This window comes from Agromyces sp. Y558 (assembly GCF_059445415.1).
In genome coordinates this window covers 390072-412930 of sequence record NZ_JCAIUH010000002.1, presented here as the reverse complement: position 1 = coordinate 412930, position 22859 = coordinate 390072, and the positions used below count along the sequence as shown (strand labels likewise).

At 67.6% G+C, this 22859-nt stretch carries 18 protein-coding genes; 5 read left to right on the top strand and 13 right to left on the bottom strand.

All coding sequences use genetic code 11. The annotated features are described in order from the left end of the window. Positions 1-23 precede the first annotated feature (23 nt). The 4 genes from AC1C2T_RS13715 to ftsY form a co-directional block, all read right to left on the bottom strand. On the bottom strand, positions 24-584 hold the full coding sequence (locus tag AC1C2T_RS13715) for a hypothetical protein (protein WP_495360433.1): 561 nt from the start codon (positions 582-584) through the stop codon (positions 24-26). 183 nt (positions 585-767) lie between these two features. Further along, entirely contained in the window at positions 768-2342 is a 1575-nt protein-coding gene (ffh, locus tag AC1C2T_RS13710) for a signal recognition particle protein (RefSeq protein WP_495385677.1), read from the bottom strand. Between the two features lie 34 nt (positions 2343-2376). Continuing rightward, the gene (locus AC1C2T_RS13705; protein ID WP_495385676.1) at positions 2377-2859 is read right to left on the bottom strand and encodes a hypothetical protein; all 483 of its coding nucleotides are present in this window, start codon (positions 2857-2859) and stop codon (positions 2377-2379) included. 13 nt (positions 2860-2872) lie between these two features. Further along, the gene (ftsY, locus tag AC1C2T_RS13700; RefSeq protein WP_495360436.1) at positions 2873-3748 is read right to left on the bottom strand and encodes a signal recognition particle-docking protein FtsY; all 876 of its coding nucleotides are present in this window, start codon (positions 3746-3748) and stop codon (positions 2873-2875) included. 107 nt (positions 3749-3855) lie between these two features. Between ftsY and AC1C2T_RS13695 the strand changes: the two genes are divergently transcribed. Further along, entirely contained in the window at positions 3856-4824 is a 969-nt protein-coding gene (locus AC1C2T_RS13695) for a TIGR03885 family FMN-dependent LLM class oxidoreductase (protein ID WP_495385675.1), read from the top strand. Next, positions 4821-6485 carry an alpha-amylase family protein gene (locus AC1C2T_RS13690; RefSeq protein ID WP_495360438.1) on the top strand — a complete coding sequence of 555 codons (1665 nt, stop codon included), beginning with the start codon at positions 4821-4823 and terminating at the stop codon, positions 6483-6485. The genes AC1C2T_RS13695 and AC1C2T_RS13690 overlap by 4 nt, the downstream gene beginning before the upstream one ends. Before the next feature lie 40 nt (positions 6486-6525). On the opposite strand, the gene smc is transcribed toward AC1C2T_RS13690, so the two are convergent. Beyond that, the gene (gene smc, locus AC1C2T_RS13685) at positions 6526-10044 is read right to left on the bottom strand and encodes a chromosome segregation protein SMC (protein ID WP_495385674.1); all 3519 of its coding nucleotides are present in this window, start codon (positions 10042-10044) and stop codon (positions 6526-6528) included. A 172-nt stretch (positions 10045-10216) separates the two neighbouring features. Here smc and AC1C2T_RS13680 point away from each other — a divergent pair, with 172 nt between their 5' ends. Together AC1C2T_RS13680 and AC1C2T_RS13675 are read left to right on the top strand one after the other, a co-directional pair. Beyond that, on the top strand, positions 10217-11290 hold the full coding sequence (locus tag AC1C2T_RS13680) for a GNAT family N-acetyltransferase (protein WP_495360440.1): 1074 nt from the start codon (positions 10217-10219) through the stop codon (positions 11288-11290). A 15-nt stretch (positions 11291-11305) separates the two neighbouring features. Beyond that, a complete protein-coding gene (locus AC1C2T_RS13675) occupies positions 11306-12388 on the top strand; it encodes a GNAT family N-acetyltransferase (protein WP_495385673.1) in 1083 nt (360 codons plus the stop codon). Here AC1C2T_RS13675 and AC1C2T_RS13670 read toward each other — a convergent pair. Continuing rightward, on the bottom strand, positions 12324-13016 hold the full coding sequence (locus AC1C2T_RS13670) for a TetR/AcrR family transcriptional regulator (protein ID WP_495360442.1): 693 nt from the start codon (positions 13014-13016) through the stop codon (positions 12324-12326). The genes AC1C2T_RS13675 and AC1C2T_RS13670 overlap by 65 nt on opposite strands. A 102-nt stretch (positions 13017-13118) precedes the next feature. Here AC1C2T_RS13670 and AC1C2T_RS13665 point away from each other — a divergent pair, with 102 nt between their 5' ends. Continuing rightward, positions 13119-13676: a dihydrofolate reductase family protein gene (locus AC1C2T_RS13665; RefSeq protein ID WP_495360443.1), complete on the top strand. Its 558-nt coding sequence runs from the start codon at positions 13119-13121 to the stop codon at positions 13674-13676. An 87-nt stretch (positions 13677-13763) separates the two neighbouring features. Here AC1C2T_RS13665 and AC1C2T_RS13660 read toward each other — a convergent pair whose 3' ends face one another. The 7 genes from AC1C2T_RS13660 to AC1C2T_RS13630 form a co-directional block, all read right to left on the bottom strand. Continuing rightward, a complete protein-coding gene (locus AC1C2T_RS13660; protein ID WP_495385672.1) occupies positions 13764-14165 on the bottom strand; it encodes a hypothetical protein in 402 nt (133 codons plus the stop codon). A gap of 57 nt (positions 14166-14222) precedes the next feature. After that, positions 14223-15146 carry a bifunctional DNA-formamidopyrimidine glycosylase/DNA-(apurinic or apyrimidinic site) lyase gene (gene mutM / locus AC1C2T_RS13655; RefSeq protein ID WP_495385671.1) on the bottom strand — a complete coding sequence of 308 codons (924 nt, stop codon included), beginning with the start codon at positions 15144-15146 and terminating at the stop codon, positions 14223-14225. A 39-nt stretch (positions 15147-15185) separates the two neighbouring features. Further along, positions 15186-18230, bottom strand: coding sequence for an alpha-mannosidase (locus tag AC1C2T_RS13650; protein WP_495385670.1), 3045 nt, complete (start codon positions 18228-18230; stop codon positions 15186-15188). A gap of 30 nt (positions 18231-18260) precedes the next feature. Continuing rightward, complete coding sequence (locus AC1C2T_RS13645) at positions 18261-19091, bottom strand: carbohydrate ABC transporter permease (protein ID WP_495385788.1); 831 nt, start codon at positions 19089-19091, stop codon at positions 18261-18263. Positions 19092-19099: 8 nt separating this feature from the next. After that, on the bottom strand, positions 19100-20047 hold the full coding sequence (locus tag AC1C2T_RS13640) for a carbohydrate ABC transporter permease (protein WP_495385669.1): 948 nt from the start codon (positions 20045-20047) through the stop codon (positions 19100-19102). A gap of 3 nt (positions 20048-20050) precedes the next feature. After that, entirely contained in the window at positions 20051-21403 is a 1353-nt protein-coding gene (locus AC1C2T_RS13635; protein WP_495385668.1) for an extracellular solute-binding protein, read from the bottom strand. Between the two features lie 112 nt (positions 21404-21515). Further along, positions 21516-22724, bottom strand: a complete 1209-nt coding sequence (locus AC1C2T_RS13630; RefSeq protein ID WP_495385667.1) for a glycoside hydrolase family 76 protein — start codon at positions 22722-22724, stop codon at positions 21516-21518. Positions 22725-22859: the final 135 nt, after the last annotated feature.

Genomic DNA, 22859 nt, shown 5'->3' with positions numbered 1-22859 from the left:
CCGGAGAGTGGCACAGGCAGCCATCAGCGGGGTGGGCGCGTCGACCGATCCTCGCGGAGCACGGCTGCGAGCTTGATCCGGTAGACCGCGAGCACTGCGAAGAACGCGCTCAGGTCGACCTTCTCGGAGTTCGGATCCTCGAGCTCCTTGAGCCGGATCGGACGGATCTTCGCGACCACGGCGACCTGCTTGTGCGTCGCATTACCTCGGCTCTTGACGAGGAAGTCCGCCAGCGCCGCCCGGTCGCCGAGGACGCGATGCGTCTCGGTCGCGAGGTCGATGCGACTGTGGCCGATGTGGAGGTGGCCGCAGTGCTGGCAGGTATACCAGCTCGTCGACGGGTCCTCACGGAGCTTGCCCGGAATCTCGATCTCGCTCCGATACCGGCGCTTGAACTCCCATCGGCCGCCCCGATCGGTCTTGCACTCGCGAGGTGCGTTCGCAGCATCGAGCACCAGCTCCGCCATGCCTGCGCACCGAGGCGTGCAGTACAGCCCCTGGTAGACCGGAACCCCGGGTCCGCCGAGCTTCTGCGCACACTTCCTGCAGCGCTGCCGCCCTGGGAAGAGCTTCTCCTGGACCATGGCCCTCCTTGGATTCTCGTCGCCCGTCATGGGACCTACCGGTGCGCCGGCCCATCGTCGGACAGCACCCGCTCGACGGCGAGGGGTTCTCGCCCCGACGTCGGTTCGGATACGACACCCGGAAGGAATCGGCGGAGGACGAGATCGACCAGCCCCATCCAGGATCTGACGGGCGAGCCGATGCTAGCGGCGCAGCATCTTCTGCAGGGCCGCGAGCTCTTCTTCGCTCGGTGCAGCCTTCGCGCCGCCGCCGAGGCCGAAGCCCGAGCCCGCGGGCGCGCTCGCCTGACTCGGTGCCGTACCCGACGCGATCGCCGCGTTCTCGGCGGCGCGTTTGGCCGGGTTTCCCGAGCGCGACGAGCTGGACTTCTTGCCCTTGCCGCCCTGTCGCTTGCCGCCGCCGTGGCCGCCGCCGCCCGGCATCGGCCCCATGCCGGGGATCTGCGGCATGCCGCCGCGCGCGACCGTCTTCATCATCTTCGCGGCCTGCTCGAAGCGCGACACGAGCTGGTTGACGTCGGTGACGGTCATGCCTGAGCCCCTCGCGATGCGGACCCGCCGCGATCCGTTCAGGAGCTTCGTGTTCTCGCGCTCGGCGGGCGTCATCGACTGGATGATCGCCTCGGTGCGCACGATCTCGCGCTCGTCGAAGTTCTCGAGCTGCTGCTTCATGCCGCCAGCGCCCGGCAGCATGCCGAGCATCTTCTTGATCGAGCCGGCGCCCCGAAGCTGCTGCATCTGGCCGAGGAAGTCGTTGAGGGTGAACTGGTCGGTCGCGAACTTCTCGGCGACCTTCATCGCCTCTTCTTCATCGAACGCCGACTGCGCCTGCTCGATGAGGGTGAGGATGTCGCCGAGGTCGAGGATGCGGCTCGCCATGCGGTCGGGGTGGAAGGGCTCGAAGTCGTCGAGCCCCTCGCCTGTTGAGGCGAACATGATGGGGCGACCGGTGACCGAGGCCACGCTCAGCGCTGCGCCACCGCGGGCGTCGCCGTCGAGCTTGGTGAGCACGACGCCCGTGAAGTCGACGCCCTCTTGGAAGGCCTTCGCGGTCGTGACCGCGTCTTGGCCGATCATGGCGTCGATAACGAAGAGCACCTCGTCGGGGTTCGTCGCCTTGCGGATGTTCGAGGCCTGCTTCATGAGCTCGGCGTCGACGCCGAGCCGGCCGGCGGTGTCGATGATGACGACGTCGTGCTGGGCGCGCTCGGCCTGCGTGACTGCGTCTTTCGCGACCTTGACCGGGTCACCGGTGCCGTTGCCCGGTTCGGGGGCGTAGACGGGAACGCCTGCCTGGGCGCCGACGACCTGGAGCTGGTTCACGGCGTTCGGGCGCTGGAGGTCGGCCGCGACGAGGAGCGGGGTGTGCCCGTCTTTCACGAGCCACTTCGCGAGCTTGCCCGCGAGCGTCGTCTTGCCTGCACCCTGGAGACCGGCCAGCATGATGACGGTCGGCGGGGTCTTCGCGAACTGCAGGCGCCGCTGCTCGCCGCCGAGGATCTTGATGAGCTCCTCGTTGACGATCTGCACGACCTGCTGCGCCGGGTTCAGCGCCTTGTTGACCTCGTCACCGAGCGCGCGCTCGCGCACGTCTGACGTGAACTGCTTGACGACGTCGAGTGCGACGTCGGCGTCGAGCAGCGCGCGGCGGATCTCGCGAACGGTGCCGTCGACGTCGGACGCCGAGAGCTTGCCCTTGGTGCGGAGATTCTTGAAGGTCTCGGCGAGGCGGTCAGACAGGTTTCCGAAGGTAGCCATGGTCTGCCAAGTCTAAATGAGGTCGGATGCCGTCTCAGGCGTCGAAGCGGAGGTCGACGACATCGCGGCCGATGTCGATGGACGCGACGAGCCGCGTATCGATGTCTTCAGGCGCGAGACCGTACTCGAACTCGGCGAACGTCTCGCCGTCGCCGTCGGCGTCGGGCCTCAAGTCGACGCGCACGAGGCTCAGTGAGCGGAGCGCATCGATGTGCCGGTCGCCCGAGTCGCGGCTGATCGCCTCGCTCGCGGCCTCTGCATCGTCACCATCGAGCACCGCGACGAGGAACTGCGAGACCACGCTGCTGCCCGAATCGAGCTGGCCGACGAAGACGCCGCGGATCTCATCGTCGATGAGCTCGAGCTCGCCGACCATCGTCGCCGCTGCGTCGAGCGACGGGGTGGAGACCTCGTCGGCGTCGGCATCGAGCACGACCTCGACATCTTGGTCGCCGTATTCCTTTCGCTCGGCCCAGTAGTCGCCGATGAGTCCGAAGTAGTCGTGTTCGATCGCCATGTCGTTCTCCTTCTCAGCCGACGAGCTTCTGCGCGAAGACGTGCGGCGTGAATCCTGTGAGGTCGCCAATGGCCTCGCCTTGGCCGATGAGTTTGATGGGCAGCCCGGTCTTCTCCTGCACGGCGAGCACGAAACCGCCCTTGGCGCTCCCGTCGAGTTTCGTGAGTACGAGACCGGTGACGCCCCCGTGCTCGATGAACGCCTCGGCCTGCGCGAGGCCGTTCTGCCCTGTGGTGGCGTCGAGCACGAGCAGCACCTCGCTGATCGGTGCGAGCTTCTCGACGACACGCTTGATCTTGCCGAGCTCGTCCATGAGCCCGCCTTTGGTGTGCAGGCGCCCGGCTGTGTCGATGATGACGATCTCGGTGCCGTCGCGCTTGGCCTGCTCGACGGTCTGGAACGCGACGGATGCGGGATCTTGCCCCTCACGCTCGGGCCGCACGATGCCCACGCCCGCGCGTTCGGCCCACGTCGCGAGCTGGTCGACGGCGGCCGCGCGGAACGTGTCGGCCGCGCCGACGACGACACTGCGGTCGTAGCTGCGCAGAAATCTCGCGAACTTTCCGATCGTCGTGGTCTTGCCCACGCCGTTCACTCCGACGACGAGCACGACGGCCGGCCGTTCGGTGAGTTTCAGAGTGGGGTCGTACTTCGAGAGCCGCTCCTCGACGATCTCGCGGAGCATCCGCTGCACGTCTTTCGGGTCGGTGGTCTTGTATCGCTCGACCTGCGCCCTGATCTGCGCGACGATCTCCTCGGTCACCGAGGGGCCGAAGTCCGCACGGATGAGTGCCGACTCGAGATCGTCCCATGTGTCGTCGTCGATCGTCTTCGCGCCGAAGACCCCGCGAAGGGCCGCGCCGAGAGACCACGATGCACGTTCTGCCATGCGTCCAGCCTAGAGCGCGCGCCCGGTACACCGATCCAGCGAACGCCCGCAAGGGGTTGCCGGTTACGGTCGCCATCGGAAGCCTCGGAGGGACGGAAGGAGTGCGAATGACGATCGTGGGATTCCACGCCTCGCACGAACAACTCCCACCGAGCCGCCTGCTCGAGGCGGTCAAGCACGCGGAGCAGGCCGGCTTCGACGCCGCGATGTGCAGCGACCACTTCGAACCGTGGAGCGTGCGCCAGGGCCATTCGGGATACGCATGGAGCTGGCTCGCCGCCGCGCTCGAGGCCACCCGGTTCTCGCTCGGCGTCGTCACGGCGCCAGGCCAGCGCTACCACCCGGCGATAGCCGCACAGAAGATCGCGACCCTCGCCGAGATGTATCCGCGGCGATTCTGGGCGGCGATCGGCAGTGGCGAAGCGATCAACGAGCACATCACCGGCGACCCGTGGCCGGAGAAGGAGGAACGCGACGCGCGGCTCATCGAGACCATCGACATCATGCGGCGCCTGCTCGCGGGCGAGGAAGTCTCGACCGAGGGCAGGATCCGAACCGATCGAGCCCGCATCTGGAGCCTGCCCGAGTCACCGGCCCCGCTGTTCGCGGCAGCGGTGAGCACCGAGACGGCACGTGAGGCAGCAGCGTGGGCCGACGGCATCATCACGGTCGACCAGCCGCGCGACGAGCTCCGCCAGTTCATCGACGCCTATCGAGATGCGGGCGGGCGCGGCCCGGTCAGCGTGCAGGTGCACCTCAGTTGGGCGCCGACCGATGAGGAGGCACGAGCGATCGCGCACGACCAATGGCGCCAGAGTATCGTTCCCGCGCACCTCGCATGGGAGCTCGACACTCCCAAAGCGTTCGACGAGCGCACAGCGGATGCCACGGCTGACCAGGTGGCCGAAACCCTGCAGGTCTCCTCCGACCCGAGCCGGCACCTCGACCAACTGGCCGCCATCGCCGAGCTCGGTGTCGACCGCATCTTCCTCCACCACGTGGGCATCGAGCAAGACGCGTTCATCGACAAATTCGGCGAGCGCGTGTTGCCCGCCTTGAAGGAGGTAGGCGGATGAGGATCACCGACCGCAGCGACCTCTGGTGGAAGACCGCCGTCGTCTACTGCCTCGATGTCGAGACGTACATGGACTGGAACGATGACGGCTCCGGCGATTTCGAAGGACTCGCGCACCGGCTCGACCACCTCGCCGAGCTCGGCGTGACGTGCATCTGGCTCATGCCCTTCCAGCCGACCCCCGACCGCGATGACGGGTACGACATCACCGACTTCACCGGCGTCGACTCCCGGCTCGGCTCGCTCGGCGACGTGGCTGAGTTCACACGCACCGCCCGCGATCGCGGCATGCGGGTGATCATCGACTTCGTCATGAACCACACCTCCGACCGGCACCCTTGGTTCACGGCTGCGCGCCGGAGCCGCAACTCGCCGTACCGCGACTACTACGTCTGGCGTGACGAGCCGCCGAAGAAGCAGGCGAAGACGGTCTTCCCTGGCGAGGAGGACAGCGTCTGGGAGCTCGACGAGCGCAGCGGCCAGTACTACCTGCACAGCTTCTACCGCCACCAGCCCGACCTCAACATCGCCAACCCGGCCGTGCGCGACGAGATCGCGAAGACTGTCGGATATTGGCTGGAGCTCGGCATCTCGGGGTTCCGGGTCGACGCGGTGCCGTTCCTGATCGAGCCGCCGGAAGGGGTCGACATCGGCGACCCGCACGAGTTCCTCCGAGACATCCGCCGCTTCCTGCAGCGCCGCTCGAGCGCGGCCATGCTGCTCGGCGAGGTGAACCTGCCGTACGACCAGCAGGTCGAGTTCTTCGGCCGGCCCGGCAATCCGCCTGAGCTCACGATGCAGTTCGACTTCCTCGGCATGCAGGCGCTCTACCTCTCACTTGCGAGGGAGGACGCCCGACCCTTCGCCGCGTCTCTCGCGAAACGGCCCCAGCTCGAACCCGAGGCCCAGTGGGCGAACTTCGTGCGCAATCACGACGAGCTCACCCTCGACAAGCTGAGCGACGCCGAACGCGAGGAGGTGTTCGACGCCTTCGCCCCCGAGGAGTGGATGCGCGTCTACGATCGCGGCATCGCGCGCCGGCTGCCCACAATGCTCGACGGCGACCCGCGCCGAATCCGCATGGTCTACAGCCTGCTCTTCTCGCTGCCGGGAACCCCAGTGCTCTTCTACGGCGAGGAGATCGGCATGGGCGAGAACCGCGACGAGGGCGGCCGGATGACTGTGCGCACCCCCATGCAGTGGACCGACGGGAAGAACGGCGGATTCTCGCGCGCCGCCGCGGGCCGGCTTCCCGCGGCACCACCCGACGACGGCTACGCCCCTGAACATGTCAACGTCGAGGCGCAGATGCACGACCCCGATTCGCTGCTCAGTGTCATCCGGAGCTTCGCGGTGCGCTACCGCAGCTCGCCCGAGATCGGCTGGGGCCGCCACGAGGTGCTGTCGAGCGGGCAGGACGCCGTGCTCGCACACCGCATCACCGCGGATGTCGGCCGGTTCGTGGCGGTGCACAACTTCGCCCCCACCCCGACGGTCGTCTCGCTCGAACTCGGTCCTGTCGCAGCCGGCTCGGTGCTCTCCGACCTGTTCGCGCCCGACAGGTTCGACCTCGACGAGCGCGGGCGCATCGACGTGCACCTCGACGCGTACGGCTACCGTTGGTTCCGCATCGTCGAGCCCGACGATCGCCGGCTCACCTGAACGACACGGCGCCGACGACGAGCGGATGCCGCGGCATCCGTCAGCTCGCCTTCGCCTCGCGCTCTTCGCGCACGCGCTGGCCGACGACCGCCGAGACACCGTCTTGCCGCATCGAGACGCCGTAGAGCGCGTCGGCGATCTCCATGGTGCGCTTCTGGTGCGTGATGACGATGAGCTGCGAGTCTTCGCGCAGTGACTCGAGCGTCGTGAGCAGCCGGCCGAGGTTCGCGTCGTCGAGCGCCGCCTCGACCTCGTCCATGATGTAGAACGGGCTGGGGCGGGCCTTGAAGATCGCGATCAGCAGCGCGACGGCTGCGAGTGAACGCTCACCGCCCGAGAGCAGCGAGAGACGCTCGATCTTCTTGCCCGCGGGCTTCACGCTCACCTCGATGCCCGTGGTGAGCATGTTCTCGGGATCGGTGAGCGTGATGCTGCCGGCGCCACCCGGGAAGAGCACCGGGAAGACCTCGGCGAACGCCGCCCTGGTGTCTTCGAAGGCGCTGCGGAAGATGGACTCCATCTTGCCGTCGATCTCTTCGATGATCGTCAGCAGGTCCTTGCGTGTGTTCGCGAGATCGGTCAGCTGTTCGGTGAGGAACTGGTGGCGCTGCTCGAGCGCCGCGAACTCCTCGAGCGCGAGGGGATTCACCCGGCCGAGCTGGGCGATCTTGCGTTCGGCTTGCGCGAGCCGACGCTGCTGTTCCTCGCGCCGGTACGGACGAGCTTGGCCGTCTTCGTCTTCGGCGGGGATCTCCTGGTCGGGGCCGTACTCGTCGACGAGCACGTCTTCGGTCAGTCCGAGCTCGGACTCGGCGCGCTCGACGAGCCCGCCGACGTGAAGCTTCTTCTCGTAGATGCGCAGTTCGAGCCCGTGCACGTCCTCGGTGACCGAGTGCAGGCGCTCACGCACGGCGGCCTCGTCGCGGCGCACCGCCTGAAGCTCTTCGTTGCGGCTCGCCCGCTCGGCTTCGGCACGTCCGAGCGCGACACGCGCCTCGGCGACCGAAGCGTCGACCGACGCGAGCGCAGCTGGCAGCACCTCGGCGACCCGGGTGGCCGCTTCGAGCTGTGCTCGACGGATCACAGCCCGCCTCGCGGCATCCGCTGCAGCCTGCCGTTCGGCTTCGAACTGCGCTTCCATGGCGCGAATGCGGGCTTCTTCGGCACGCACACGCTCTTTCGCCGTCTCGAGGCGCAACTTCGCCTCGACCTCGGCCTCGCGTGCCGACTCGAGCGCGGCGAGCGCCCCATCACGCGCGCTCGTCTCGAGCACCGGTCGCGCCTCAGCACGTGCTGCCTCGAGCGCCGTCTTCGCCGCGGCAGCGAACTGCTCGGCCTCGACCACACGCTCTTCGGCGTTCGCTGCTGCTTGCCGCAGGCGCTCACTCTCGGCGTCGGCCGCTTCGGCCTGCACGCGTGCACGATTCAAGCGCTCGGTGCGCTGGGCGAGCTGGGCGTCGAACTCGCGCAGCGCGGCGAGCGCGCGCTTCGCCTGGTCTTTGGACTGCTCGACGATCTGTCGTTGCTCGGTGAGCTCGAACCGTGCACGCTCGATCTCGGCGCGCACCTCTTCGAGTCGAGCAGCAGCCCGATCGCGTTCGGCGATGAGTTCGATGCGGCTCTGCTTGCGCCCCGATCCCCCGCGCAGCACGAATCGGCCGACGACGGTGCCGTCTTTCGTGATGACGGTGGCCGGTGTCGCCCGCTTCGCGAGGGCGGATTCGGCGGCGCGCACGGCGTCGAGGTCGTCGGCGATCAGCACGTCGGCGAGCAAGCCGAGCACGCCGGCGGGTGCGGTGACGATGTCGGATGCCGCGGTGAGCCCCGCGATCGACGATGAGGCCGGGGGCGTGACACCGGCGTCGGCCAGCGTGAGCGCGACCCGGCCGAGTTCGCCGCGCTCGGCATGCTCGAGGGCGCGGAACGCCGCGTCGCGGTCGTCGACGAGCACCGCATCGCTCAGCGAGCCGAGGGCCGCGGCGATCGCCGGCTCGTAGCCGGGTTCGACCTGGAGGGCCTCGGCGAGGAGACCGCGCACGCCGCGTACGCCTGCGACGACGAGCGCGGCCGATCCGTCTTTCTGGTCGAGCGCGAGCGAGAGGGCCTGCGTGCGGGCACCGAGTGCACCGTGCTCGCGTTCGCGTCCGTGCAGCTCTTCACGGATGCGCTCGATCTCCGCCTCGGCCTCGAACACCGCCGCTTGAGCTAATTCATAGGCCTCGTCGAGGTCGGTCTCCGCGGTCTCGCCGCTGTCGGCGTTGGCTTCGGCCGACGCGAGCGCGGTGGCGGCGGCAGCACGGCGTTCAGCCGATGCCTCGAGTGCGTTCGCGTGGCGCAGCACCTCGCCGCGCGCGCCCGCGAGCTTCGAGGCGGCGGTGTCGGCCTGGCCTGTGAGCTTGGAGAGCTCGAGGTCGTACGCGGAGACCAACGCGCTCTGGCGCGCGATGCCCTCGTCGACGGTGTCGAGCTCGGCCCGTCGCCGCATCGTGGTCTCGTGGGCCTCGTCGAGCGCGGATGCCGCGGCGCCGACGCCGTCACGGATACCGGTGAGCTCGGCGACGGCCGCGTCGATCATCGCGCGGGTCACGCTCGGCGAGGCATCCGTCTGCTCTTGCGCGCTGCCGAGCAGGGCGATGCGCTGGCTGGCGAGCGAATCGAGCGAGCGGAGACTGCCCTGCGCCTGCTCGAGGGCGAAGGTCGTCGATCTCGCCCGGTCGACGGCGTCGCCGATCTGCGCCTGTTCGAGTCTCGTCACCTTCGCCTGGTGCTGTTCGAGCTGGTCTTGCAGCACGAGTCGTTCGGCGTGGCGCTCGTGCTCGCTCTTGCCGTGCTCGTCGAGCGCCCTACGGAGGCCGACGACCTCGTCGGCGAGAAGTCTCGCCTTGGCATCGCGTACGACGGCGGCGATGGTCGCGGCCTCGCGCGCGACTTCGGCCTGACGACCGAGCGGTTTCAGCTGTCGACGGATCTCGCCCGCGAGGTCGGAGAGGCGCGTGAGGTTGGCCTGCATGGCATCGAGCTTGCGGAGGGTCTTCTCCTTGCGCCGACGGTGCTTGAGGATGCCGGCGGCCTCCTCGATGAAGCCGCGCCGATCTTCGGGGGTCGCGCGCAGCACCTGGTCGAGCTGCCCCTGCCCGACGATGACGTGCATCTCACGGCCGAGGCCCGAATCGCTGAGGAGCTCCTGCACGTCGAGCAGCCGGCAGGTCTCGCCGTTGATCGCGTACTCGCTCGCTCCGTTGCGAAAGAGCGTGCGCGAGATCGTGACCTCGCTGTACTCGATCGGGAGCGCGCCGTCGGCGTTGTCGATCGTGAGGCTCACCTCGGCGCGACCGAGCGGGCCTCGCGTCGAGGTTCCCGCGAAGATGACGTCCTCCATCTTGCCGCCGCGAAGCGTCTTCGCCCCCTGCTCGCCCATCACCCAGGCGAGCGCGTCGACGACGTTGGACTTGCCGGAGCCGTTGGGACCGACGATGCAGGTCACGCCGGGCTCGAATGCGAACGTCGTCGGCTGCGCGAAGGACTTGAAGCCCTTGAGCGTCAGGCTCTTCAGGTACATGGCCCCCCGTGCGGCTCAGATGGTGCGGATACCTCGGAAAGCGTACCCGAGCGGATGCCCCTCGTCGTGTCGCCCTCGCCGTCGATGGTCGATCGCGGTTGCGGCCGAAACAGCGCGCCGATAGCCTGATCGGCTGCCCGCATCGACGCGGGCCGGAGAGGCAGTACTCCAAATGAACTTCGTCATCCGCCCGATTCCCGTGCCCGCTTCGCTCGGAACCCCCGATTCCGCCGACTTCGAGGCGTTCGCGGCGTTCGCCGAGGCGCTGGAGGTCGAGGTGCACGGCACTGACGAGCTCAGCTTCGGCGCCGACGAACTGCTCGTGTTCTACAGCGACGAGCGGTACACGATGCGGCGCGCATTCGGCGCGTGGGACGGTGATCGCCTCGTCGGAGTCGCGAACGTCGTGTGGGAACTCGATGCCGATGCAACAACCGCGTTCTCGACGATCCTCGGGATCTCACCCGAGCTGCGACGCCGGGGCATCGCCAGCCGCCTGCTCGCAGCACTCGAGCGCACTGCTCGCGATGCCGGCAAACCCACACTCGTGCTTCGCGCCAACCATCCCATCGACGACGGCGCGCCGGGGACCGAACGTCTGAGGGCTCCGCAGGGCGATGCGAGTATCGCCGCAGACGAGCCCGCCGCCCGCTTCGCGCTCGCGCACGGCTACACGCTCGGTCAACTCGACCGAATGAGTGCGATGCCGGTGGCCGGCCGGGCAGAAGAGTTTCACGAGCGCCTCACGCGGCACGAGGCGACCTCGCCGGGCTATCGGCTCGTGACGTGGCACGATCGGGCGCCAGTAGAGCTGATCGTCGCACTGGCCCATGCGCGCGAACGGATGTCGGTCGATGCGCCGAGCGGTGGCATCGACTTCGAGCAGGAGACATGGGACGCCGAACGGATCCGCGCAGAGGAACAGCATGCCCTCGATGCCGGCCGCGGCACGATCATCACGGCCGCGATCACCGACGACGGCGTCGTGGCCGGGTACACCCAGTTCCTCCTTGCGCCGCGCAAGCGAGTGGCCTTCCAAGACGACACCTTCGTGCTCGCCGATCACCGCGGCCACGGCCTCGGCATGCGTATGAAAGTCGCGAACCTCGTCGAACTCGATCGCACCGCACCTGATCGAGGGCGTGTGATCACGTGGAACGCCGACGAGAACGAGCACATGCTCGCGATCAACATCGCGCTGGGATTCGAACCGGTCGCGGTCGATTCGGCCTGGCAGAAGGGTTGATCGGAGAGAACGATCATGACCGTGGACATCCGCCGGGTACCCGTGCCGAATGAGCTCGGCACAGACGAGGCCGCCGAGTTCGAGGCGTACGCCGAGCTCGGCTTTCGACTCGAGCGCGTCAACTGGGGTCACGACCATTTCGCGGAGTCGGCGGCGATGCTGCTCGGGCAGCACCGCAACGACACGAACCGCGGGCATGCGCTCTACGGCGCGTGGGTCGGCGACACGATGGTCGGCAGGGCCGGGCTGGGTTGGGAGCGGGACGCTGGAGCCGCCACGGTCGAGCTCACCCTCGGCGTGCTCGACTCGCATCGCCGGCGGGGCATCGGATCGCGACTCCTCGCCGCAGCCGAGGACGCGGCTCGCAACCTCGGGCGCTCCACGGTGGTCGCCTACTCCGACCATCCCGACGCCGATGGCTTTCCCGCCGGCCCGATGTTGCACGCACCCGACGGCGACGCCGGGCTTTCGGCATCCACCCCTGCCGCCGGGTTCGCCTCGGCGCACGGCTACTCGCTCGAGCAACTCGAACGGGTGAGCAGCCTCACCGTGGCCGGCCGCTCCGACGAGTTCCATCGTGAGCTCGACTCGCGGGCGGCTCGTGCGAACGCGCGCGGATACCGGGTCGAGTGCTGGACCGATCGCACCCCGGCCGACCTCGTCGACGCCTACGCGACCGCTCGAGCGCGCATGGTGCTCGACGTTCCCGCGGGCGGCGTCATCATCGACGAGGAGCGATGGGATGCGGCTCGGGTGCGCGACCGCGAGACCGAGTCGCGGGGCGGCGGCACGACCCTGCTCGTGGCGGCGGCCGTGACCGGCGACGGTGACGTCGCGGGGTACACGGAGCTCGAACTCCCGATCGGGCGCGAGTTCGCCTACCAGTACGACACCCTCGTCGTCGGTGCACATCGCGGCAACGGGCTCGGCATGCTCGTGAAGCTCGCGAACCTGGTGCGGCTCGCCGAGGCCGCACCCCAGCGCACGGTCGTCTACACGTGGAACGCCGACGAGAACGAGCACATGCTCGCGATCAATATCGCCCTCGGTTTCCAGCGGTGCGGCCTCGAGTCGATCTGGCAGCGCGAGCTCCGATAGCGCGTTCGATGATGCCGTACCGCGCGACGATCGTGCGCACAGCTTCGTCCACCACATCGCGCGTCTCGTCCTCGCTGAGTGACCAACCGCCATGGATGAGGCGGGGCCAGAAGACGACGGTGGAGATCATGCCGAGAAACTGGGCTGCCGCGGCATCCGGATCATCGATGTGTGCGGATCCAGCGGCGTCCTCCGCGCGGAGGTACCGCCCCAGTGCCGCGAACACGGGCAATGTGCCGAAATCGAACGTGCGCTCGCGCAGCTCGGGGAATCTCTGGGACTCGCCGATCAAGGTGCGGATCAACTGCTCCATGCGGGGGCGGTTCAGCAGCTCCACGTACGCGCTGCCCAGGGCGGTCAGGCCCGCGCTGAAGTCCCCGGTCGGCGGGTCGACGACCTCTCCGGCAGGTGCATCGCCTGCCGCGAGCACCATCGCCTCGAAGAGCTCGGCCTTCGTCGGGAACTGTTTGAACAGGGTCGCCTTGGAGACCCCGGCGCGCTCGGCCACGCGAGTGAGCGATGTGCGGTCGTAGCCGTGTTCGAGGAACAGGCCTGTGGCCGCGTCGACGATGGCCGCACGGTTCGCTGCGGCGATCCGGCGGTGATATGCGGAGAGCTCGCGGGGCATGCGCCTAGTATGCCAGAGAGGTGAGTCACTTGACTCATGACTTGGGTTGGTCTACTTTGCTAGTGGTGAGCTGCATGACTCACCTCAAGCAAAGGAGCTGAAATGGGCAAGCTCATCTACTCGATGATCACCTCGCTCGACGGATACGCCAAGGCGGCAGAAGGCGACCTCGGCAGAGGGGCCGAAGACGAAGAGGTGCACACCTTCATCGGCGACGCCTTTCGCAACGTGGGCACCTTTCTCTACGGCCGTCGCATGTACGAGACGATGGTCTTCTGGGAGACCGTTCACACCCAGCCCGACGTGCCGCCGTACATTTTGCAGTACGCCGACGAGTGGAAGGCCGCACAGAAGGTCGTGTACTCCACGACGTTGGAGGCGGTGTCGAGCGCGAAGACCAGAATCGAGCGCACGTTCGACCCCGACGCGGTTCGCAAGCTCAAGGCCGAGTCCGACCACGACCTCAGCGTCGACGGGCCGAACCTCGCTGCCCAGGCGATCGCGGCCGGGCTCGTGGACGAGTACCACCTCTTCATCACCACGAGCGTGGTCGGTGGCGGCACCCGATTCTTTCCTGACGGTGTACGTCTCGATCTCGACCTGGTCGAGGAGCGGGCCTTCGACAACGGGTTGATCTATGCGCACTACCGCGCCCGGTGAGCCCGCCCCACCCGCTGGCACTTCGGGCAGAAGTGCGACCCCCGATGAACTGCTCGCCCAGCCTGCCCGGCTTGGCACCGAAGCTATTCAGGAAGTCCCTGTCACCGGCATCGTCCGCGCGCTGCTGTTCTGTCTCAGCACGACGGCGTCGAAGAGGATCCATCCATCGACTTCGCGCTCTCCCTCGGCCGGGAACATTTCGCGGAGCAGCGCCTGATCGAGGAGCGATCGCACGACTCCGGGCGCGTGAAGGTTCAGATAGGCGCGATCCGGCAATCGGATCACGGCACCGGACTCGTAGACTCCATCAGAAACGACTCGATCGTTCGCCGGCGAGAAGACCATTCGCAACCTCGCTGCACGGTCGGAGCGTCGCACGGCCACTTCGCTTGGGCCACCATCGCTGCGCCCTTCGTCATATCGGTGCCTGAAGGTCCAGAAATAGACGGTTTCACCAACCGTAAGTTGACGGAGCCTGCGACGCGTCACTTCCAGATCCTCACTCCAGAGCCACAGGGCCTCGTCGGCGGACGGGTGGCCCCGACCTCACCGCCGCCGCTGGCACCGCGGGCAGAAGTGCGACCCGCGGTTCATGAACTGCTCGCGCACCATGGCGGTGCCGCAGCGCAGGCACGGCAGTCCGGCGCGCCCGTACGCGTTCAACGAGTGCTCGAAGTATCCGGATGCCCCGTTGACGTTGACATATTGCGCGTCGAAGCTCGTGCCGCCCTCGGCGAGCGCCTTGCCGAGCACCGAGCGCACGGCTCCGAGCAGTTCACGTGCGCGACGGGTCGACAGAGTCGACGCGGGCCGCTCGCCGTGCAGTCGCACCGCCCAGAGTGATTCGTCGGCGTAGATGTTGCCGATGCCGCTCACGACGCCCTGGTCGAGCAGCACGCGCTTGATGGCCGTGTCGCGTTTCGCGAGTGCCGCGAAGAAGGCGCGCTCGGAGAACGCAGGGTCGAGCGGGTCGCGCGCAATGTGAGCGACCTGGGCGGGCACCTGTCGCGCCCACTCCCCCGACACTCCGTCGGAGAACCCGCCGACCTCGCCGTCGATGGTCGGTACGAGCCGGTCGACGGCGAGCGAGCCGAAGATGCGCTGGTCGACGAAGTCGACCCGCAGTTCGCCGAGTTCGGGATGCTCGAGATGCAATCGCACTCGGGCGTGGGCGTCATTGCCGGGGTGGTCTGGCGTGCGCAGCAGCATCTGCCCGCTCATGCCGAGGTGCCCGACGATGGCGCGGCCGGCACGCATCTCGTCGCTCGACAACGGCAGCCAGAGGAACTTGCCGCGGCGCACGGCCGCCTCGATGTGCGCACCCGTGACCAGCGCCTCGAAATCGCCGGATGCCGCGTCGTGCCGTTTCAGCGAACGAGGCTCGAGCACCTCGACCGCCGAGACGACGGCGCCGGTCACGGCCGGAGCGAGACCGGCCCGCACGACCTCGACTTCGGGCAGTTCAGGCATCCCTCGAGACTACTGCGGCCGGCCCCTCCAGCCGCCGGATCAGCTGCGTGCGAACCGGAGCGTCACCAACTGGAAGGGGCGGAGTCGGAGTTCGGCGTTCGCGCCGCGGGCCTCGACCAATGCCGACGGTTCGGCGATCGCACGCTCGAGCAGATCGGTCTCCACGATGCCGTCGACCGTGCCGTCGACCGTCACCATTCCCTGTGCTCGAGCGCCACGCGCCTCGTAGAGTCGCACGATGAGGTCGCCTGACCGATCTTCAGCCAGCTTGACCGATTCGATGACGATGCTCGGCGAATCGGTGCGCACGAGCGCCGGCACCGCGTGCGCGCCGTCGATGGTTCGGAGGGGGAGGTTCAGCCGATACCCCTCCTCCGCCGCGTCGAGCACATCCGTGCCGATCGCAACCGAGGTGCGGAGGCGGTGGCGGCCCTGATCACTCTGAGGGTCGGGGAAGAGCGGGGCGCGCAGCAGCGACTGGCGAACGAGGGTCGTCGTGCCGCCGCGCGGCCCGGCGATACGCGTGACGTCGTGACCGTATGTGGAGTCGTTGGCAACCGTCACGCCGAAGCCCGGTTCGGCGACGTGCACCCAGCGATGCGCGCATGTCTCGAAACGGGCCGCATCCCACGAGGTGTTGACGTGCGTCGGCCGTTGCACATGGCCGAACTGCACTTCGGACGCAGCACGCTCGGCGTGCACGTCGAGCGGGAATGCGAGCTTCAGCAGTTTCTGCTTCTCGTGCCAGTCGACCGTCGTCTCGATCTCGAGGGCCGTGGCGTCTCCTGTCAGGGTGAGCAGTTGCGACACCGTCGAGGCACCGAAGCGTCGCTCGACACGCACGGCCGCCCGCCCCGGGGCATCCGTCACCAGTTCGACCGACTCCGCTTCACGCAACTCGGTGCCGGATCGTTGGTAGTGCTCGTCGATGTCCCAGGCATCCCACTGGGTCGGGGTGTCCCGGAACAGCTGCAGCAGGTTGCCGGGTTGCCCGGCCGGGATCGCGTCGCGGCCGCTCGCCACGTCGACGAGCGAGGTGAGCAGTCCGTGCCGATCGATGACGACGCGAACGCGAGCGTTCTCGAGCACGAAGCCATCGGGTGTTCGTTCCGCACGCACCGTCTGCGACGTGTCGACCGGCCCGGCCGACAACGCCGCGACACCCGACACGGCGAAGGGCGAGGCGTTGAATGCAACCGTGCCGCCGTCGACGGACTCAGCGCTGGCATCATCGCCGCCGAGCGCCGCGATCGCGGCCCCGACGATCTCCTCGAGCTCGCCCGCGATGCGCGCGTAACTCGCCTCGGCCTCACGGTGCACCCAGGCGATGGAACTGCCGGGCAGAATGTCGTGGAACTGCAGCAGCAGCACCGTGTGCCAGAGCTCGGCGAGTCGTTCGTAGGGATACTCGGCCCCCGTGCGCACCGCCGCCGTCGCGGCCCAGAGTTCGGCCTCGCGCAGCAGGTGCTCGCTCCGCCGATTGCCTGACTTCGTCCTCGCTTGCGAGGTGTAGGTGCCGCGGTGGAACTCGAGGTAGAGCTCGCCCGACCAGACCGGCGGGTTCGGGTAGTCTCGCTCGGCCTCCTCGAAGAACGCGAGCGGCGAGGCCACGGTCACGGTCGGCGAGCCCTCGAGCGACGCGGTCCGCGCCGCGGCAGCGAGCATCTCACGCGTCGGCCCGCCGCCGCCGTCGCCGAAGCCGAACGGCACGAGCGACACGTTCGATGCACCCTTCTCCGCGTACTGCCGTTGCGCCCTGGCCAGTTCCTCCCCCGAGAGCACCGAGTTGTACGTATCGACCGGAGGGAAGTGGGTGAAGATGCGCGAACCGTCGATGCCCTCCCACGAGAACGTGTGATGCGGCATCGTGTTGGTCTCATTCCAACTCGTCTTCTGCGTCAGGAAGTAGCGGGAACCGGCGGCGGCTGCGATCTGCGGCAACGCCGCCGAGTAGCCGAACGAGTCGGGTAGCCAGACCTCGAGCGGCTCGATGCCGAACTCGCGCATGAAGAACGCCTTGCCCGCGAGGAACTGCCGCACGAGGGCCTCACCGCCCGGCATGTTCGTGTCGGACTCGACCCACATGCCGCCGACCGGCACGAACCGGCCTTCGGCCGCTCGAGCCCGGATGCGCTCGAACAGCTCGGGATAGTACGCCTTCATCCAGGCGTACTGCTGCGCCGAGGAGGCGGCGAAGACGAAGCCCGGATCCCGATCCATCAGGTCGAGCACGTTCGAGAAGGTGCGGGCGCACTTGCGGATGGTCTCCCGCACGGGCCACAGCCACGCCGAGTCGATGTGCGCGTGGCCGACCGCGACAACCCGGTGCGCACTCGCGTACGCGGGTTGCGCGAGCACCGGAGCGAGAAGAGCCCGGCCGAGCGATGCAGTGCCGGCCACGTCGTCGGGGTCCATCCGGTCGACGACCGACTCGAGCGCCCGCAGGATGTCGGCGGTGCGCGGCAGGTCGCTGCTGAGCTCGTTCATGAGGCCCGTCAGCGTCCAGATGTCCATCTGGAGTTCCCACACCTCGGTGTCGCGCAGGGCGACATCAACCCGTCGAAGCCGGTAGATCGGCTCGATGCCGGCCGTGGCCTTGTCGCCGACCGGGGTCGGCCGGAAGCTCCAGTCACTGCCGACATCCGGATTCGACGCCGCCTCGATGTAGACGTCGATGCGACCGCCAGGCAGGGCCTCGACCGGGACGTGGTCGTTGAGCGGTTCGATCGCCTTCACGATGCGACCCGTCGGGTCGAACACGAGCCCCTCTGCCTGGAATCCTGCCTGACCCGAGAGGAACCCCAGGTCGACGACGAGTTCGATGGCGCCGGCGCGCCCGGCCCACTCGAGCGGCACTTCGCCCGTGACATGGAACCAGGTCGTGCCCCACGGCTTGCCCCATGGCGAGCCGACGGCGAACGGTTCGAAGGTCTGGGCCACGGCCTCCGCGAACGGCACGGGTTCGTCGGGCACCTCCCATGCGGTGAGCGTGAGCGGAGTGCTCGCGACGTGGATGGCGGGCTTCACGCGTTCCTCCACGAACCGGGCGATCCGGGCGCGGACGAGGGCGGAGTTGTCGTGCATCGAGGATGATTCCTAACGAGTCGGGTGCGATCAGCCCTTGACGGCGCCTGCGAGTGCGGACGACCCGCCGAGCACTCGTGAGACGAGTACGTACAGGGTGATCACGGGAACGGAATAGAGCAGTGAGAACGCGGCCAGCTGCCCGTAGGCGACCGACCCGTATTGACCGAAGAACGCGAAGATGCTGACTGCGGCAGGCAATTTGTCGGGTGAGAGCAGCAGCACGAACGGCACGAAGAAGTTCCCCCATGCGCCGATGAACACGAAGATGAACACCACCGCGAGGCCCGGCCTCATGAGAGGTACGACGATGCGGGTGAGCGTGGTCATCATCGAGGCGCCGTCCATCCATGCCGCCTCCTCGAGCGTGACCGGCACACTGTCCATGAAGCTCTTCGTCATGTAGATCGCCATCGGCAGGCTCGTCGCGGCGAGGAACAGGATCGTGCCACCCATCGAGTCGATGAGGTTGAACGCGACGAACAGGCTGTAGACCGGCACCATCATCGCCGTGATCGGAAGGCACGTGCCGAAGAGCACTCCATAGAGGAACGGCTTGTTGATGCGCATCCGATAGCGCGACAGCGGGTAGGCCGCCAGCACCGCGACGCCGACCGTGATGACAGCGCATCCGGCCGAGAGGATCAGGCTGTTCAGGAGCGGAATGAACGCCTTCTCGGGCGTCATCACCTCGACGAAGTTCTGCAGGGAGAGCGCATCGGGCAACTTGATCGACAGGGTCGCACGCTCGTCGACCGATGCCAGCACGAGCCAGACGAGCGGCAGGGCGAAGGCGAGGCCGACGAGCAGCAGCACGCCGTTCGAGACGAAGCGCAGGCTCCGCCTGCTGGGCGAGGTCATGCCCATGGTCAGTCCACCTCCGGTTTGAGGGCGCGCAGGTACACGATCGAGAACAGCGCTCCGACGAGCAGCAGGATCGTGGCGATCGCCGTGCCGAACCCGAGTTTGCCGAACTGGAACGCCTCCTGATACGCCAGCACCGGCAGCGTCGAGCTGTCGGTGCCGGGTCCGCCGCCGGTCATGACGAAGATCAGCGTGAACACCGAGAGCGTCTGAAGCGTCGTCAGCATCAGGTTGGTCGAGATGCTGCGCCGGATCATCGGCACGGTGATGAACGCGAGTCGCTGCCATCCGCGTGCCCCGTCGACCTCTGCGGATTCGGTGATCTCGGGAGGGACATCCTGCAGCGCTGCCGAGTAGACGAGCATCGAGAAAGCGGTGCCCCGCCAGATGTTCGCCAGGATCACCGCGAGCATCGGAGTCGCATACAGCCAGTTCGTGCCCTCGAGCCCGATGGAGGCGAGCAGGGTGTTCAAGGTGCCGGTGTCGTTGAAGAACGCGTACGCGGCGAATGCCGCCACGATCTCGGGAAGCACCCACGCCGTGACGACGAAAGTACCGACCATGCCTCTCGTGAATCGGTTGGATGACCGCATGAGGATCGCAAGGGCGAGGCCGATGATGTTCTGGCCCACGATGGCCGACGCGACCAGGAACAGCAGCGTCAGCATCACCGATTTCGGGAAGTCCGGGTCGGCGAACAGCTCCACGTAGTTGTCGAAGCCGACGAAGGACGAGCCCCGAGCGGCCGACCCCGTGAGGGATGCATCGGTGAACGAGCCGTAGAACGAACTGATCACCGGCCCCAGCAGGAAGATCGCGAGGAGCACGATCGCCGGCACCAGCGGAATGCTCCGCACCAGCGATCTGCGGGTGCCGGCCTTCGACCGGCCGGGCCGGGGAGCAGGTCCCCGGCCCGGCGGGGCGTCCGGTCGCACTTGGGCGAGCGTGGCCATCGGCTACTTCGCGCTCGTCGTGTTCTCTTCGCCCACGATGCCGACGACAGCCTCGTCATAGGCGGCCGCGGCGTCGGCCGGACTCTGCTGTCCGGTCATGACCGCCTCCATCGCGATCGTGATCTCGCTGGAGATCTGGCCGTAGTCGCTCGTGGCCGGACGGAAGTTGGTGACGGACACGATTTCGGAGAAGAAGCCGAAGCTCGGGTTCGCAACCTGGTAGTCGGGGTCCTCCGAGACGTCGCTGCGCACCGCGATCTGGCTGGCGGCGATGTCGTAGGCCTGCGAGTTGTCCTTGTCGAGCGCCAGGGCGATGAAGTCCCACGCGGCATCCTTGTTCTGCGACTTCGAGCCCATGGCGAGGGTCCAACCGCCCGACATGCTCGTCGCACCGGGCTCGTCGCCGTTCTGCGTCGGCATCGGTGCCTGCGCCATGACGTTGCTCCACTCGGGCCACGGGGCGGTGCCGGTCTCGAGCCAGGTGCCGCTCAGCCACGAGCCGTCGAGGCCGATCGCGAGGGTGCCCTGCGGGAACCACTCGGACGCGACGAGGTTGCCGACGTTCTTGTCGAGTGCCTGTTCGGGAGTCGGGCCGAGGCCGCCCTGGTAGAGGTCCTCGATGAAGGTCAGCGAGTCTTCGAAGCCCTGCGAGCCCGTCACCCACTTCTTCTCGTCGGTGTCGTAGAGGGTGTCGCCGGTGCCGTAGAGCAGCATCTCGAACCCCTGCATCGCGGCTGCTTCGCCCTGGGCCTTGCCCGAGTAGACGTTCAGCGGCACCACGTCGGGCAGCTCGGCCTTGACGGTCGCGGCCGCATCGAGCACGTCTGCCCAGGTCGTCGGCTCCCACGGCACGGGGATGCCCGCCTGCTCGAACACCTCGGTGTTGTACCAGAGCGCCCGGGTGTCGGTGCCCATCGGGATGCCGTAGGTCTTGCCGTCGCCGCCGAGACCGGCGCTCTTCGCGTTGTCGTAGAACGCATCCCAGTCCTCCCACGACTCGGTGTACTCGTCGAGAGGGGCGAGATAGCCGGCGTCGGCGTCGGATTCCACCATGAAGGTGTCCTCGTACATCACATCGGGCGCCGTCGATGCCGACTGGTTCATGAGCGCCAGCTTGGTGAAGTAGTCGTTCTGCTGCGCCTCGATCGGCACGAGCTCGACGGTCAGACCCTCGTTCTCCGCCTCGAACGCGGCCTTGACCTCCTTCATGTGGTCGTCGAGCTGGGTGAAGGTGCCGAACTTCTGGTAGGCGACTTTGATCGTGTCGGACGATCCGCCGTCATCGGCCGAGCATCCTGAGAAGGCCAGTAAGCCCGCCGCGGCGAGCGCGACGGCTGCGGTGAATGTGTGCTTCATCGAATCTCCTTGTGATTTCCTCTGGGTGGCGGGGGTGGGGGCCGCCGCGGCTTCGGTGCCGCGGTCGGCGCACTCCCGAAATGGTCGAACGGATGCCGTGGCATCCGTTGCATCAGTACAGGTCGCTCCACTGGCTCGGCGTCCAGCTGAGCACCGCGAAGATCTGCGTCATTGCGGCCTGCTCGAGCAGCTGGGTGTGCCCGTTGAAGACGAACAGCCCGGTCTCGGCGTCGCGGTTGTCCGCCCAGACCTGGTCGGCGTAGTCCTGCATCGCGTCGTGATACTTCGAACCACGGGTCTCCGACTCGAGGAGGAGCAGGTTCTTGAAGAAGATCGAGTTGAAGAAGGCGGGCTGGTCGGCCAGTCGCCCTTCGGTGACGTAGTACCGGTAAGCGGCGTCGGCGATCCGCTCGGCCTCATCGAGGTATCGATGGTCGTTCGTCACCTCGGAGAGGAGCACGTTGACCCCGACCGGCACGCCCTGGTTGTACGACCAGACCGTCGGCTCGATGGTCCCGGCCAGGTCCACGTGGTCGGAGTACAGGCCGTCAGGTCGCTGCAGGTTCTCGTTGGTCCACTCGTACATCCGTAGTGCCCAGTCGAGGTACGCCTGCTCTCCGGTGATCTGGTGGAGCCGCAACCCCAGTTGGGCTCCTGGCATGTTCGAGACGGTGTTCCGGTCGCTGCTCCATGGCGCTTGCGTCCAGAAGACGCCGCCGGGGTTCGGATGGCTCTGGTCGGTGTCCCAGCCGGAGACGACGAGGTCGAAGATCTGTTCTGCGCGTTCGAGCGCCGCCTCGTCGCCGTCGGTCAGGTACCGCTGCACGTCGAGGAGGCCGACCCACTCGTTGTCGTCGTAGAAGTAGTCGCCGCCCTCGCCGTACTCCTCGACCGGGTACGAGGCGTACCCGGGCAGTCCGGTCGTTCCGCCATCGGCATCCCAGTAGTGCTCTTGCGCCGAGGCCGCGGTCGCAAGGGCCGCGTCGTACCGACGGCCGTTCGATCCGTGCTGGTTGGCGAGGTCTGCGATGGCGATGTGCGCCTGGGAGAACGGCCACTCGAACGCAGAGGGGCGATCGCCGTCTTCTACCGGGTACTGTTCGCGGAAGAGGCCGCTGCCGTCGTCGACCGCGAAGTGCTCGTGCATCGACAGGAACGCCGAGTGCGCACGTGCGGAATTCTGGTGACGGGTGGCCGGGTGGTGCCGCTCATCGGAGTGGGCGGCCGGTTCGGACGTGGCCGCCAGGGCCGGGGTGGATGCCGAAAGCAGGAGTGCCGATGTCGCCGCGACGGCGAGCGCTGCGGCAAGTGTGCTCTTCATGGATCTCCTTTGATTCCAAGTTCCTCCCTTTGCGGCGTCGATGCCGAGGGAGCCCATCTCGTATAACTAAAAAGCATGGACTAATTCTTGTCAACCGTTCTGCGGTCACTGAGCTTCGTCGATCGTCCGGTACTT